Below are 13,401 nucleotides of genomic sequence, written 5' to 3'. Positions count from 1 at the left end.
GGGGCGGCCGGTCGTCAGCGGCCGGTCGTCTCCACGAGGGGGATGCGGGCCGTGATGCGTTTGCCGGTCGGCTCCGGCTGCACCTCCAGTCCGTGGGCGACGGCCATCACGATCTCCAGGCCGTGCTGTCCCACCCGGTCCGGGTTCGCGACCCTGGCCACGGGCAGCACGCCGCTGCCGTCCCGGACCATCACCTCGAGGGCGTCATCGGTGATGCGCAGGTCCAGCCGGACGGGGCCGGGGGCGTACTTGCGGGCGTTGGTGACCAGCTCGCTGACCACGAGCTGGGTGACCTCCACCACGCGCGCCGAGACGGGCAGCCCGTCCTCCGTCCGGGCCCGCGTCAGGAACGCGGCGGCCAGCTGCCGGGCCTTCGCTATCCACGCGCCGTCACCGTCCAGGGCGTACGTCACCCGTCGCGGTGCGCCCGACACTGGGTCTCCTTCGTCCACCGGAACTAGTTCCATTCGGTCCGCCTTCACTCACCGATCACACCGCGCGACTACCCGAAATGCCCGGTCCCACTCCCCGGCCCACCATGCCGGGCCGGGCGGTCGCTCACCGTCCGTTCGGCGAAATGTGCCGGGCACGTCATACGGGGTTCCGGCCACCCGGTGCCGGGGCGTCCACCCCCGGTCGCAGAGCGAGGACCGTCGCAGTGGCCGTGGCGAGGATCAGCGGGATCAGGAGCCGGTCGGCGAAGAGCCTCACGGCCCGGGCGGATGCCCCCACGGCGGCCGCGGGCCGGTGGTGTCCGCGGTGACACCACCGGATGCGAGCAGCCCGGGGGTGAGCCCGAGCCGGCTCGCGGAGGGGACGACAAGGACGACGAGGAAGGCCCGGCGTGCGGGACGGCTGATTTTCACCTGCCCCACGGCACCGGGCCCGGTCACCGCGGGCGTCCCGCAGCGGGAGCGACCCCGGGTACCGGCCTCGGCGTACGGGAGGGCCCTCACCGGTCGTGCAGCCGGCCCGCCTCCTCCAGCGTGCGCCTGACCGCGCCGGCCAGCCGGGGGCGGTCGCGTACGAAGCGGCGGGCGGCCCGTGCCGGTTCGCGGCTCAGCCGGTACGCGGCCCCGCCCGGCACCGGGCGCACCACGGCGCCCTCGTAGACCGGCAGTTCACGGGTCTTGAGCGAATCCTTGTAGCGGGCCGGCCCGCTGCCCAGGTCGACCAGGCGGATCCCGTCGGCCGCCGCCGCCTCCAGCATCCGCAGGTGCAGCACCAGCCCCGGGGAGTATGTGCCGTAGTCGCGGTCGTAGGCGGGGAACCACCAGGAGAGCACCGTGGGCGAGCGCAGCCCGAAGTGGGCGGCCACGGGGCGGTCGGCGGCGTACAGCACGGAGAGCAGTCCACGGCACTCGGGGTCGTCGCCGCCCGCGAGCCGTTCCACCAGAGCGGTGATCCGCTGCTGTGCGAACCGGTCGCGGCGGCCGGTGCGCCGGTACTGGGCGGACTTCCAGCGCATCAGCGCCCGTAACGCGTCCGGGTCGTGCGCGTCGTACACGAACCGCACCTCGCCGACCTGCCGGGCGAGCCTGCGTTCCTTGGCCAGGGTCTGCCGGAGGAATCCGGGGGCGGTCGCGCGCAGCCGTCGGGTGTAGGACTCGAATCCCTCGCCGATGTCGACGACGGGGCTGGCGAGTTCCGCGGTGGCATGCGGTACGAAGAGGTGCTGACCGGCCTCCAGGTTGTCGAACTCCCATGAGGAGAGGGCACAGGCGGCCAGGAGGCGGCGGGGGTCGAGCCGGATGCCGGGGCGCAGGACGGCGCCCTGGCTGTCCGACACGCCGAGCCCGATGGCCCTGCCCTGCCCCCATGGCCCTCTCTCGTACGGAAAGAAGCCGACGGGTGTGCCGTCCTCCTCGAGTACGGCGACCCTGGCTCCCGGCCGGCCCCGCCCGACGGCCGCGGTGAACGCCGGGGCGAGGAACGGGTTCTCCGGTGCGCCGGATTCGCTGCGCAGGTGTCTCCACGTCTTGTACTCGGTGGGGCCCAGTTCGTCCGGTCGCAGAACGAGAACGCGCTTTCGGGACGTCTTTCGGGACATGGGGTCTCCTGTGTCGTCACGGTTTCCGGGACGTGCGGAGGCCTGCCGCCTTGCGTCGGCGTGGTGCGCGAGCGGTCACCGGAGAGTACGCGGGCCGCGCGGTGCAGGCCTCGGGCGGTACTGCGGTCGCTCAGCAGCGAAGAGTCCGTGATGCGGCGGCGCGGGCCGGGCCCGCCGGTTCCGCGCCGCGTGGGGCCCCCGGCGGATACGGGGCGAGGGCGGCCCGTTCGGGGGGAACCGCGTCCATCCGGGCGTCCGTCGCCGTCTGGTGCGCAGCTCCGGTCGCGCCCGCGGTCCTCGGAGAGCGTGCCAGGGGGCGGTGGAGGCAGGCGTCCTGCGTACCGGGCGAGGGCTCGCGGACGCGTTGGGGCGCGGGCTCCTGAGCGTCCGTGGGGAAGGGGGCGGCCGTGGGGTGGGTCGCCGTGTGCCGGTCCGCCACGTCGGCGACCACCGGCGAGTACAGGTGCGCGAGGAGTATCGACGTCAGCAGAGCGATCGCCGCCGCCCATCGAGGCCGCACCGGTCACCTCCGACGTGCATCCCGGCGGGGGCGGGCATACCGGGCCGGTACCGGGCGTCCCCCCAGAACGTCCGCCCGGGACGCCTTCCAGTAGCGCCGAGCGCGTCCCGCCGCGTCAAGCCCCCGGCACCGCAACGGGGCGCACTCGGCGCGCCCCGGCCGCAGTGCTCCACTGCCGCATCACCGGTCACGTCGTCGAACGCCGTCGGACGCGACGGGCGTCCCCGGGAGGATCTGCGGCTCAGGCGTTCGGTATGTGCCGGTGGGCCGCGCCCGCCATGGTGCTGAAGCGGGTGCGGTAGGCGCCGGGGGTGACGCCGAGCTCGCGTTGGAAGACCCGGCGCATGGTTTCCGGGCTGCCGAATCCGGCGTGCCGGGCGACGGCGTCCAGCGGGTCGGTCCCGGTCACCAGCAAGGTGCAGGCCGCTTCCAGGCGCACCTGCTCCACGAACCGCGCGGGCGAGGTGTCGGTCTCCGCCCGGAAGAGCCGGGTGAGGTGCCTGGGGCTGAGCCCGACCTGGCGGGCGAGGGAGTCGAGGGTGTGCTCGGCCGCCGGATTCTCGGTGACGAGGTCCAGCACCGTGCGCAGCGCCGGGGTGCGGGGCTGGCCGATCCGGGCGCGGACACTGAACTGGGACTGCCCGCCCGGCCGGGCGAGGAAGACCACCAGGTGCCGGGCGACGGCACGGGCCGCGTCGGCGCCCAGGTCCTCCTCGATGAGCGCGAGGGTGAGATCGATGCCGGAGGTGACCCCGGCCGAGGTGTAGAAGGTGCCGTCGCGGACGAAGATCGAGTCCGCGTCGACCTGGACCCTGGGGAACCGGTCGGCGAGGTGCGGGGCCAGCTCCCAGTGGGTGGCTGCCCTGCGGCCGTTCAGCAGGCCGGTCGAGGCCAGCGGGAAGGCGCCGGCGCACACGGCGGCGGTGCGGCGGGCACCGGTGGCGAGGGCCGTGAGGGCCTGCCGCAGGTCGCGGTCCAGGAGCGAGGGCCGCCAGTTCGGCGCCCCGGGCACGATCAGCGTGCCCAGTTCCCCGGGCAGACCGTCCACGGAGCAGTCGGCGCCCAGCAGGACGCCGGAGCTGGTGCGGACGGCCGCTCCGTTCAGCGATGCGGTCCGCAGGTCGTATCCGCCGCCGTACTCGTTGGCGGCGGCGAACGCGTCCAGCGGTCCGGCGACGTCCAGCAACTGCACACCCTCGTACAGCAGGACGGCGACCGTGTGGGAGGAGGGGCTCGGCATGGGTCCTCGGACGGGTGGATCCCGCCGAGAGCCGCCGCCGGTACTGGTGCGCGGCTCTCGGAGCGGGCGGGAGGGGCGGGAAGAGCGGGGACCGGTCACTCGGGCCAGTCGGAGTCCAGGATGACGTCGACGAAGTTCTGGCGCACGTATCCGGGCACATAGCGCTCCAGGACGTCGGCCTTGACGTTGCCGAAGGTGGTCTCCGGGCGGTGCGCGATGCCCTGCGTGAACTCCTTGAGGATGCTCCGCTTGAAGTCGGGACGGGGGTGCGCGGCCACGACCTCGGCGAGCGCCGGAGCGGGGATCTCGTCGCGGCCGATGCCCAGCACGTCGGCCTCGACACCCGCGGTCACCAGGGCGACTTCGGGAGCCATGTGCCAGGGGATCTCCGGGGTGGTGTGCAGGGCGATGCCCTCCCACACCAGATGGGCGGCGTCGTCGGCGATTCCGTGGCGGCGCAGGAAGTCCCGGGCCTCGTCGGCGCCGTCGATCTCGAACCGCTGCTTGCTGTCGCGGTGCCGCTCGGTCAGGCCCAGGTCGTGGAACATCGCGCCGACGTAGAGCAGTTCGGGGTCGGCCTGCAGACCCCGGGCCTGCCCGCGCAGGGTGCCGAAGAAGTAGACGCGACGGGAGTGGTGGTAGACGGTGTCGTTGGCCGCCTCCCGGACGAGTTCGGTGGCTTCGCGGACGAGACTGCTGTCGGGCAGGGTGACGCCGGCGAGGGCGGTGGTCGGGGTGTCGGTCATGGCTGAACTCCAGGGTCGTGCGGACGGGTCGGCCGGCCGGTGGCCGCCGAGTGGTGCGGAACGGTCGGTGTGGTCAGGGCCATCAGGACTGTCAGGGCGGTCGCGCGGATGACAAGCATGACGAGGGCGACGAGGGCGACGAGGACGACGAGGACGCAGAAGGGGGCATGGGGACCACTCAACCCCGAACAGGACCCTACTGCGCCCGTCCTTCAGGACACGACACCCTCGGATCAGGACATAGCCGGCTCCTCCGGGCCCGGGTCCCGCGGTGTGGGTCCGGCCCCGGCCGGCCGCTCCGCGCCGCCGTCCGGCTTCGTCACCCGTTCGGACCCCACCGGATTTCCCGCATTGGCATGGACCTGATACTCCGGGGCCGCTAAGCTCTGCCCAACTCCGATGAGAGCGCTCTCAGACGCGGTTGTTCCACCCCCACCTTGCTGGAACGACGAAGGGCAACTTCCCATGAGACGCACCCGACTCACGCATGCCTGCGTGGCCGCCCTGCTCATGATCGGCAGCTGGACCGCGGCCGGCACCCTGCCCGCCTCGGCGAGTGACATTCCCGACTCCGCCGAATCCACCGCCCGGGCCGATTCCGCGCCGGCCTCCGAGACCCTGTTGCAGGCGATGCAGCGGGACTTCGGCCTGTCCCCCGCCCAGGCCGAGGCGCGGCTGGCCGCCGAACGACGGGCCACCGCTCTCGAACCCGAGGTGGTCAAGGCCGCCGGATCCGCCTACGGCGGCGCCTGGTTCGACGCGAAGAGCGAGAAACTGACCGTCGCGGTCACACCGGACGCGGACGCGTCGACGCTCCGCGGCCTCCGTTCCTCCGGCGCGGCCGTCCGCGTCGTCGAGCACAGCGCACGGCGACTCGACGCGGCCAAGTCCCGGCTGGACCGTCTCGACGCACCTTCGGGCGTGAGCAGTTGGTCCGTCGATCCGACCGCCAACACGGTGGTGGTGAACGTCGTCGAGGGCGAGCGGGCCGACAACGATGTCCGGCGGTTCCTCTCCGAGGCCCGCGAGGCCGGACCGGTCACCGTGCGCACCGTGGAGGCCGCCGCGGAGACCTTCGCCGCGGGGACGGTGGGCGGCGACCCCTACTACACGGGCAACGTCCGCTGTTCCATCGGCTTCTCGGTGCACGGCGGCTTCGTGACCGCCGGGCACTGCGGCGGCGTGGGCGGCCAGGTGCGGGGCTGGGACGGCTCGTACATCGGCAACTTCCAGGGTTCCTCGTTCCCGGACAACGACTACGCGTGGGTCAACGTGGGCAGCGGCTGGTGGACGGTCCCGGTGGTGCTCGGCTGGGGCACGGTCCCCGACCAGCTGGTGCGCGGCTCGAACGAGGCTCCCGTCGGTGCCTCGATCTGCCGCTCCGGGTCGACGACCCGCTGGCACTGCGGCAGGGTCCTGGCCAAGAACGAGACCGTCAACTACAGCCAGGGCGCGGTGCATCAGATGACGAAGACGAGCGTCTGCGCCGAACCCGGCGACTCGGGCGGCTCGTTCATCAGCGGTGACCAGGCGCAGGGCGTCACCTCCGGTGGCTGGGGCAACTGTTCCGGCGGGGGCGAGACCTGGTTCCAGCCGATCAACGAGATCCTGGGCCGCTACGGCCTGACCCTGCACACGGCCTGACCCACTCCAGGGGGCACGTGGCACCGATGACGCAAGCCCGGTTCCCGAACACATCGTTCGGGAACCGGGCTTGTGGTGGAGCGCTGGGCAGGCCTTGCACCTGCATCTCCCCGCAGGAAGCGGGGCGTCTTTCCTTGGACCACCAACGCACGCTCTGGCTCCGGGAGTTCCGGCGCCTTGACGTGCGTCAATCATAACCACACTCGCCTCGGGCAGTCACATCGGGCGGGTGAGCGGCACGGCAGGTGGTCCGGTGGGTGCGGTGGCGCCGCCGGTCAGTCCCTGATCAGCACGGCTCGTGGCGTCGGTCCCGCCTGTTCCGTCACGCCCGTGCCGGAGAGGGCGCCCGCGAAGTTCTTCTCGACCGTCGCCTTCTCCGCCGCGTTCGGGTAGCGGTTGGTGCACGCGGTTCCCGCGCTGGAGCCGGACATCAGGCTGGAACAGGGGCCCGGCTTGCGGTCCGGCAGGCCCAGGATGTGCCCGAGCTCGTGGGCCGAGATGCGGATCGTGTCGTATCCCTGGTTCACGGCCTGGCGGCCGATGTAGACGGTGCCGCCGCCCAGACCGGTGGGCAGGGCGCGGGGCCAGCCGTTGTCCGCCAGGACCCGGACGTCGGCGCGCTGTCCGGACGCGGCCGGGCGGAGTTCCACGGCGGCGACGCTCTCGTTCCAGACCGCCGCGCCGCGGTCGACGGCGGACCTGAACTCCGCGGAGCCGCTCGCGTCGTAGGTGAGCACACGGGCAGCCAGGGACTGCTCGGGCACACCGGACGGGGCGGCCACGGCCTGGCCGCCCGACAACAGGGGGAAGGACATCACCAGAACCGCGGCCAGGCTTCCGGTCAGCGTACGGATGCGCATGGTCGACCTCCTTGTGGGGGAAGGGCAGTCGTGCTCATGACACTCGGAGCCTCCCTGCCCGTCGGGCGAGGGCGGCAATCCGTCAATCGGCCCCCGCCCGTCCGGCAACGGCCCCCCAGGATTCAGAAGCCGCGTCGCTGAGTCCTGTGCGAAGGATCGGTTGGACTTCCGGATCACGCGGAGGCAGTGTGGACAGGGTTCCCACGTCCCACGGGACATTCCTGCATCGCACCCGGAGAACACCAGATGAACCACGTCATCAATCCCGAGCGCTACGACGGCACCATGCGCTACCGGCGCACCGGGCGTTCGGGACTCGACCTCCCCCTGCTGTCCCTGGGCTACTGGCACAACTTCGGCGACGACCGGGCCTTCGAGACCCAGCGTGAGATCGCCCTGCGCGCCTTCGACCTCGGCATCACCCACCACGACCTGGCGAACAACTACGGCCCGCCCTACGGGGCCGCGGAGATCAACTTCGGCCGACTGATGAAGCAGGACCTGGCCCCGTACCGGGACGAGCTGGTGATCTCCACCAAGGCGGGCTGGGACATGTGGCCGGGTCCCTACGGCCAGGGCGGCGGCTCACGCAAGTACCTGCTCGCCTCCCTGGACCAGTCGCTGGAGCGCATGGGCCTGGACTACGTGGACATCTTCTACTCCCACCGGCTCGACGCCACCACTCCCCTCGAGGAGACCATGGGCGCGCTCGACACCGCGGTCCGCCAGGGCAAGGCCCTGTACGTCGGCATCTCCTCCTACGACGCCGAGCGCACCCGGCAGGCGGTCGCCATCCTCCGGGACCTGGGAACTCCACTGCTGATCCACCAGCCGTCGTACAGCATGCTGAACCGCTGGATCGAGACGGAGGGACTGCTGGACGTGGCCCAGGAGGAGGGCTTCGGAATCATCGGGTTCACCGCGCTGGCGCAGGGTCTGCTGACCGGACGGTATCTGGACGGTGTGCCGGAGGGTTCACGGGCGACGCAAGGCAAGTCGTTCGACGCCGCATGGCTGACGGACGACATGCTGCACCGGCTGCGCGCCCTCAACGACATCGCGGCCCGCCGCGGGCAGACGCTCGCCCAGATGGCGCTGGCCTGGGCCCTGCGGGACCGGCGTGTCACCTCACTGGTCATCGGCGCGTCCCGCACCGAGCAGCTGGAGCAGAACGTCGCCGCGCTGGAGAACCTGGACTTCGGCGACGAGGAGCTGGCCGAGATCGACAAGTACGCCACCGACGGCGGCGTCGACCTGTGGCGCGAGGCCCGTCTCGGCACCATGGGCTGAGCCGGACCACCGGCTCGTCCTCGCGCGGGACCGGCCGGTCGGGGCCGTTCTCGGCGGCCCCGGCGCCTCCCTCTCGGGAACAGCCGGGGCCGCCTCGGTCGTGCCGCGTGCCTAACGCGAGGAGAGGTACTTCTCGACGCCCGGGGCCGTGTGCGCCTCCTCGGCGTTCACCACGCTGCCCACCGCCTGCGCGTCGGGCTTGAGCACATACGTCTCGACGCTCGCCGGACGGTCGACCTCGGAGAAGTTCTGCGCGGTGCCGAGGCCGGTGTCGGCGTTCTTCTGGGAGCGGTGCGCCGTGACCACGTCCTCGCGGCTGAGGCCGCCCGCCTCGCAGGCCGCCTTCAGGTCGGCGCCCATGAGCTGCGCGGCGTTGTAGCCGGACAGCACTCCGGAGTCGACCGGCGAGTCCGGGTACTTCTTCTTGTACGACGCCACCATGCGCTGCACGCCCGGCAGTTCGGAACTGACGGCGGGCGCGGCGCTCACGATGTGCAGCATGGCCGCCAGCGCCGGTGCGGCGGGGGTCTCCATCAGCTGGGGCGCGTAGCCCGGCGCGCTGCTGACGACGGGGACGCGCAGGCCGCGGGAGGCGGCGACGCCGACGAGGGAGGCCGTCTGGGCGGGTCCCGCGCTGATCAGGACGGCCTTCACGCCCTCCTTGCGCAGGGCCGAGACCTGCGCGGACAGGTCGGTGTCCGTGGCCTGGATCTTCTGGCCGGCCACCTTCAGCCCGGCCTGCTCCGCCGCCCAGGTGGAACCTTCCAGCGCGTTGGCGCCGTAGTCGCCCTCGAAGTAGACGTGGCCGATGGTGTCGCCCTTCTTCAGCCCCTTGGTGCGGGTGAGGAAGTCGACCGCGGCGATCATGTCGACGTCGTAGGTGGTACCGAGGACCTGGATGGCGTCCTTGCCGAGCAGGGAGGCCGCCCAGGCCTGAGGGAAGGTGAGCATCCTGTCGCGTTCGATGTCGTCGAGCAGGGCGGCGACGACCGGCGAGCCGATGACCTGGGGCAGGGCGACGACGTCCGGGGCGATGTCGGCGTAGGCGGTGACCGCCTTCTGCACGTCGTAGCCGTGGTCCTTGACGACGATCTCCACCTCGCGGTCGCAGATGCCGCCGTCGGCGTTGGTCTCGTCGGCCCACATCTGCTGGGCCTGCACGATGCTCTTGCCGAGCGTGGCGTAGGGGCCGGTCAGGTCGGTGAGGGCGCCCAGCCTGATGGTCTCGGCACTGACGCCGGGGCCGGTGCGGACCCCGTCGGCAACGTCGCCGCCCCCGTTGCCGTCGTCCGCCTTGGAGCTGCATCCGGTGGCCGCGAGCAGCAGGGCGAGGGCGCCGGCGAGCGCGGCGGGGGCGGTGCGGCGCCGGTCGCGGGGCCGGTGATGCGTGGTGTTCACGGGGTGTGCTCCTTGGATCGTGCGGCTGCGGCCGGTTGCGGGGGCGAGGAAACTGAGTCGGTTGAGCCGGCTGGGTCGGCTGAGTCCGTGGCGGGGGCACGGGGGCGGCTGCGTCCTACGCGGTCGCGGACCCGGCGGGCCAGGCCGTGCAGCCCGTCGGGCGCGTACAGCAGGACGACGACGATCGCGGCGCCGTAGAGATAGCGGGCGGCCTCGGTGGGGCCCACGGAGCCCTCCCCCGATCCCGGGGCGGCCACCAGCGGGAGCTGGTCGGCGTAGCGGGTCATCAACAGCGGGAGCGCGGTGACGAACACGGCGCCGGCGGTGGCTCCGGCGACGGAGCCGAGCCCGCCGATGACGATCATGGCGAGGTAGTCGACGGAGAGGACCAGGGAGAAGTAGTCCGGGACGACCCGGCGGAAGGAGAGTGCGAGGAGCACGCCCGCCAGGCCCGCGTACATGGACGACACCACGAAGGCCGCCGAGCGGTGGCGGGCGACGTCGACGCCCATCACCGCCGCCGCGGTCTCGCTGTCGCGCAGGGCGGCCAGTGCCCGCCCGGAACGGCCGCGCAGCAGGCCGCGGGCGGTGAACCAGGTGAACCCGAACAGCGCCAGGCCCAGGAACCACAACCGCTCCTCCGCACCGAACGGCACCCCGAGCACGGTCAGTTCGGGGTCGCTCTCCGCGAAGGTGAAGCCGCCGAGGGTGAGCGGGGGCACGGAGCGGCCGTTGAATCCGCCGGTGACGGAGTCGGCGGTCAGCAGGACGTGGTGGCCGAGGAAGACCAGGGCGAGGGTGGCGATGCCCAGGTAGATGCCCTTCACCCGGGCGGCGACGGGGCTGAACAGCCCGCCCGCCGCTCCGGTGAGCGCCACGGCGAGGAGTGCGGCGAGGGCCGGGGGCAGTCCCGGTCCGGGCTCGCCCGCCAGACAGGCGTAGCCGTAGGCGCCGACGGCGAGGAAGAAGGCGTGGCCGAGAGAGAGTTGGCCCGCCGTTCCGGTGAGCAGGGCGAGGCCGACGGCGCCGATGGCCGCCGCCATGGAGAACAGGCCGATGCGGAGCCAGAAGGCGTCCAGGTAGAACGGCGGGAGGCACAGGACGGCGGCGAGGAGCAGGATGCGGACCGGGCGGTGGGTCAGGGCGCCGAGGAGACGGTCAGACACGGGCCGCTCCCTTCGCGCCGAACAGCCCGGCGGGCCGCACCAGGAGCACCAGCAGCATCACGGCGTACGGGGCGACGTCGCCGAAGCCCTCACCGAGGACGTGCAGGTCGGACTGGTGGCCGACGACCAGCGCCTCGGTCAGGCCGATGAGCAGGCTGCCCGCCAGGGCTCCGGTCGGGGAGGCCAGCCCGCCGAGGATCGCGGCCGGGAACGCGTTGAGGGCGATCTGGCCGGTGGTGCGCTCCAGGCCCGGTGCCGGGAACGCGGCGAGGAACACCGCGGCCAGCGCGGCGAGCGCGCCCGCCAGGCACCAGGCGCCTGCCCGCACCCGGCTGAGCCGTACCCCCATCAGGGCGGCGGCCTCCAGGTCCTCCGTCGCCGCACGCAGGGACAGCCCCCACGAGGTGAACCGGAAGAGCGCGAACACGGCGCCGATGACCACCGCGGACACCACGATCGCCGCGAGCCGGCTGTCGGCGACGGTCACCGGCCCCAGTTCGGTCACCGCGTCGCCCCACGGGTCGCCCAGGGACAGCAGGTCGCCGCCGATGCGCCGGGCCAGGTCGGTCAGCAGGACGATGTCGACGCCGATGGTGACGATGGTCTGCACATGGGCGGAGTGCGCGTCCTGTCCGCCGCGTTGCAGCAGGAACCGGTCGAGCGCGCCCGCGAGGGCCGCGGTGGTGAGGACCGCCAGCGCCAGCGCGCCGGCGAAGCCGAGGTCGTCGTGCAGGACGGCGGTGAGGTATCCGCCGAACAGGAGCAGGGAGCCGTGGGCGAAGTTGAGGACGCCGGACGCCTTGAAGATGACGACGAAGCCGAGGGCGACCAGCGCGTAGACCGCGCCGAGCGCGATGCCGCCGAGGACGTTGTCCAGGAAGCCGGTCATGCCGCGTCCTTCCTCTGGGTGTCGGTGCCGAGGTAGGCGCGCAGCACCTCGGGGTCCTGGCGGACCTCGTCGGGGGTGCCGTGGGCGATGGGGCGGCCGAAGTCGAGCACGGTGACGTCGTCGGCGAGGCGCATGACCAGTCCCATGTCGTGCTCCACCAGGAGGACGGACAGGCCGAGTTCGGACCGCAGTTCGCCCACGACCTCGGCCGTGCGGGTGCGTTCGGCGGAGTTCATGCCCGCCACCGGTTCGTCGAGCAGCAGCACGCGCGGTTCCAGGCAGAGGGCGCGGGCGAGTTCCACGCGCTTGCGGTCGCCGTACGGCAGCAGCGCCACGGGGCTGTCGAAGTGGGCGCCGAGACCGGTCAGTTCGGCGATCTCGCGGACCCGGGCGAGGTGCTCGCGCTGTTCCCGCACGGCTCGTGGCAGACGCAGCGCACCGGCGGCGAAGCCGGATCGGGACAGGGCGTGGCGGCCGAGCATCAGGTTGTCGGCGACCGTGCCCTGGGTGGTGACGATGTTCTGGAAGGTGCGGGCCACGCCGAGCGCGGCGATGCGGTGCGGGGCGAGCCGGGTCAGCTCGGTGTCGCCGAGTGCCACCGTGCCGGCCGACGGACGGCACAGCCCGGACAGTACGTTGAAGCAGGTCGACTTGCCGGCGCCGTTGGGGCCGATGAGCGCGTGCACCGAGCCCGGGGCGACGGTGAAGGAGACGTCGTCGAGCGCGGTGATTCCGGCGAAGCGCACGGTGACGCCCCGTACGTCGAGCACGGGGGGCGCGGGCGGTGCGGTGGCGGTGCGGTCGTTCACGCGGCCCCCTGGTCCTCGGCGGCCTCGCCCAGGTAGAGGCGGCGTACGGCGTCGGTGCGGGCGAGTTCGTCGGCGGGGCCGGACAGGCGGGTCTCGCCGACCTCGAGGACATGGGCGTGATCGGCGAGGGAGAGTGCCATGCCCGCGTTCTGCTCGACCAGGAGCACTGCGGTGCCCTGGGTGTTGATCTCGCGGATCACCTCGGCGATCCGCTGCACCATCTGCGGCGCGAGGCCGAGGGAGGGCTCGTCGAGGAGCAGCAGTCGGGGGGCGGCCATCAGGGCGCGGCCGATGGCGAGCATCTGCTGCTCGCCCCCGGACAGCAGGCCCGCGGCCTGGTGGGTGCGTTCGGCGAGCCGGGGGAAGAGCGCGAACACGCGCTCCCGCGCCTCGTGGACCTGGTCCCGGCCGCGCCGGCCGAGTCCCAGGCCGCCGCTGCGGAGGTTCTCGTCGACCGTGAGCCCGGCGAACACCCGACGCCCCTCGGGGACTTGGACGACGCCGGCGCGTACCGCCGTCACCGGGTCCCTGCCGTCGAGCACGGTGTCGCCGTAGCGGATGCGGCCGGCCGTGATCGTGCCACGGTGCAGGCGCAGCGTGCCGGAGACGGCGCGCAGCAGGGTCGTCTTGCCCGCGCCGTTGGCGCCGAGCAGGGTGACGACGCCGCCGTGCGGCACGGTCAGGGAGACGGAGCGGAGGGCGGACAGGGCTCGCCCGTACGTCACGTCGACGTTCTCGACGCACAGCGCGGGCCGGTCGTCCGGTGGTGCTTGGGGCATCACGGCTCCT

At 72.7% G+C, this 13,401-nt stretch carries 14 protein-coding genes; 2 read left to right on the top strand and 12 right to left on the bottom strand.

The genetic code is table 11. From position 1 onward, the window contains the following. Window positions 1-14 precede the first annotated feature (14 nt). From JL475_RS09220 to JL475_RS09195, 6 genes are all read right to left on the bottom strand, one after another. Window positions 15-467 carry an ATP-binding protein gene (locus JL475_RS09220; protein WP_202276959.1) on the bottom strand — a complete coding sequence of 151 codons (453 nt, stop codon included), beginning with the start codon at window positions 465-467 and terminating at the stop codon, window positions 15-17. A gap of 485 nt (window positions 468-952) precedes the next feature. After that, window positions 953-2,050: a GNAT family N-acetyltransferase gene (locus JL475_RS09215; RefSeq protein ID WP_202276958.1), complete on the bottom strand. Its 1,098-nt coding sequence runs from the start codon at window positions 2,048-2,050 to the stop codon at window positions 953-955. A gap of 130 nt (window positions 2,051-2,180) precedes the next feature. After that, on the bottom strand, window positions 2,181-2,570 hold the full coding sequence (locus JL475_RS09210; RefSeq protein ID WP_202276957.1) for a hypothetical protein: 390 nt from the start codon (window positions 2,568-2,570) through the stop codon (window positions 2,181-2,183). A gap of 241 nt (window positions 2,571-2,811) precedes the next feature. Next, window positions 2,812-3,810 carry a GlxA family transcriptional regulator gene (locus JL475_RS09205; RefSeq protein WP_202276956.1) on the bottom strand — a complete coding sequence of 333 codons (999 nt, stop codon included), beginning with the start codon at window positions 3,808-3,810 and terminating at the stop codon, window positions 2,812-2,814. A 95-nt stretch (window positions 3,811-3,905) separates the two neighbouring features. Beyond that, a complete protein-coding gene (locus tag JL475_RS09200; RefSeq protein WP_202276955.1) occupies window positions 3,906-4,556 on the bottom strand; it encodes an HD domain-containing protein in 651 nt (216 codons plus the stop codon). Next, the gene (locus tag JL475_RS09195; RefSeq protein WP_202276954.1) at window positions 4,553-4,738 is read right to left on the bottom strand and encodes a hypothetical protein; all 186 of its coding nucleotides are present in this window, start codon (window positions 4,736-4,738) and stop codon (window positions 4,553-4,555) included. Before JL475_RS09195 ends, JL475_RS09200 begins: the two co-directional genes overlap by 4 nt. Before the next feature lie 283 nt (window positions 4,739-5,021). Here JL475_RS09195 and JL475_RS09190 point away from each other — a divergent pair, with 283 nt between their 5' ends. After that, the gene (locus tag JL475_RS09190) at window positions 5,022-6,200 is read left to right on the top strand and encodes a S1 family peptidase (protein WP_202276953.1); all 1,179 of its coding nucleotides are present in this window, start codon (window positions 5,022-5,024) and stop codon (window positions 6,198-6,200) included. Window positions 6,201-6,475: 275 nt separating this feature from the next. Here the strand turns inward: JL475_RS09190 and JL475_RS09185 are convergent, their stop codons facing one another. Then, window positions 6,476-7,060: a snapalysin family zinc-dependent metalloprotease gene (locus JL475_RS09185; RefSeq protein WP_202276952.1), complete on the bottom strand. Its 585-nt coding sequence runs from the start codon at window positions 7,058-7,060 to the stop codon at window positions 6,476-6,478. Between the two features lie 246 nt (window positions 7,061-7,306). On the opposite strand from JL475_RS09185, the gene mgrA reads away from it, so the two are divergent. Further along, window positions 7,307-8,350 (top strand): L-glyceraldehyde 3-phosphate reductase, encoded by a 1,044-nt coding sequence (mgrA, locus tag JL475_RS09180; RefSeq protein ID WP_202276951.1) that lies wholly within the window; start codon window positions 7,307-7,309, stop codon window positions 8,348-8,350. Between the two features lie 111 nt (window positions 8,351-8,461). On the opposite strand, the gene JL475_RS09175 is transcribed toward mgrA, so the two are convergent. From JL475_RS09175 to JL475_RS09155, 5 genes are read right to left on the bottom strand one after another with little or no spacing between them, the layout of a single operon-like run. Then, on the bottom strand, window positions 8,462-9,748 hold the full coding sequence (locus JL475_RS09175; protein ID WP_202276950.1) for an ABC transporter substrate-binding protein: 1,287 nt from the start codon (window positions 9,746-9,748) through the stop codon (window positions 8,462-8,464). Beyond that, entirely contained in the window at window positions 9,745-10,914 is a 1,170-nt protein-coding gene (locus JL475_RS09170) for a branched-chain amino acid ABC transporter permease (RefSeq protein ID WP_202276949.1), read from the bottom strand. Before JL475_RS09170 ends, JL475_RS09175 begins: the two co-directional genes overlap by 4 nt. Beyond that, window positions 10,907-11,803 carry a branched-chain amino acid ABC transporter permease gene (locus tag JL475_RS09165; protein WP_202276948.1) on the bottom strand — a complete coding sequence of 299 codons (897 nt, stop codon included), beginning with the start codon at window positions 11,801-11,803 and terminating at the stop codon, window positions 10,907-10,909. The genes JL475_RS09170 and JL475_RS09165 overlap by 8 nt, the downstream gene beginning before the upstream one ends. Beyond that, window positions 11,800-12,612, bottom strand: a complete 813-nt coding sequence (locus JL475_RS09160; RefSeq protein WP_202276947.1) for an ABC transporter ATP-binding protein — start codon at window positions 12,610-12,612, stop codon at window positions 11,800-11,802. Before JL475_RS09160 ends, JL475_RS09165 begins: the two co-directional genes overlap by 4 nt. After that, on the bottom strand, window positions 12,609-13,391 hold the full coding sequence (locus JL475_RS09155; protein ID WP_202276946.1) for an ABC transporter ATP-binding protein: 783 nt from the start codon (window positions 13,389-13,391) through the stop codon (window positions 12,609-12,611). Before JL475_RS09155 ends, JL475_RS09160 begins: the two co-directional genes overlap by 4 nt. Between the last annotated feature and the right edge of the window lie 10 nt (window positions 13,392-13,401).

It is taken from the genome of Streptomyces sp. M2CJ-2 (assembly GCF_016757295.1).
In the GTDB taxonomy this organism is placed as follows: domain Bacteria; phylum Actinomycetota; class Actinomycetes; order Streptomycetales; family Streptomycetaceae; genus Streptomyces.
Note: the sequence above shows the minus strand (reverse complement) of the source record. Positions and strands in the feature narration are given on the sequence as shown.